This is a genomic window from Stenotrophomonas sp. SrG (assembly GCF_050031795.1).
Lineage (GTDB): Bacteria > Pseudomonadota > Gammaproteobacteria > Xanthomonadales > Xanthomonadaceae > Stenotrophomonas > Stenotrophomonas rhizophila_A.
This window is the reverse complement of the sequence record NZ_JBNBBE010001586.1, coordinates 1-232: the sequence shown is the minus strand read 5'-3', so window position 1 is coordinate 232 and position 232 is coordinate 1. Positions and strand designations below refer to the sequence as shown.

The 232-nt window shown below is 70.3% G+C and carries 1 pseudogene; it reads left to right on the top strand.

From position 1 onward, the window contains the following. Positions 1–26: 26 nt before the first annotated feature. Positions 27–232 (top strand): annotated as a pseudogene (locus ACQG3P_RS24715) (DUF3025 domain-containing protein); the annotation flags it as partial.

The window sequence follows — 232 nt, the reverse complement described above, 5'->3', positions numbered from 1 at the left end:
GTGTAGTCCACGCGCAGGTCGCGTAGACCCAGGTCGACCCCCCCGGCGTGAGCGTGCGGGTGCGCGCCGCGTCGTTGCTGCACGCATGGGGCCGCCACGACTGGCACGCGGGGTTCGTCGACGGCGCGGCGCAGTGGCGCAGCGGCGACATCGCCGGGTCTGCCGTGTTCGGGCATGCGTTGATGGAACAGGCGTTGCTGCCTTCGCGATTGCTGGTGGGCAAGTGTGTAGT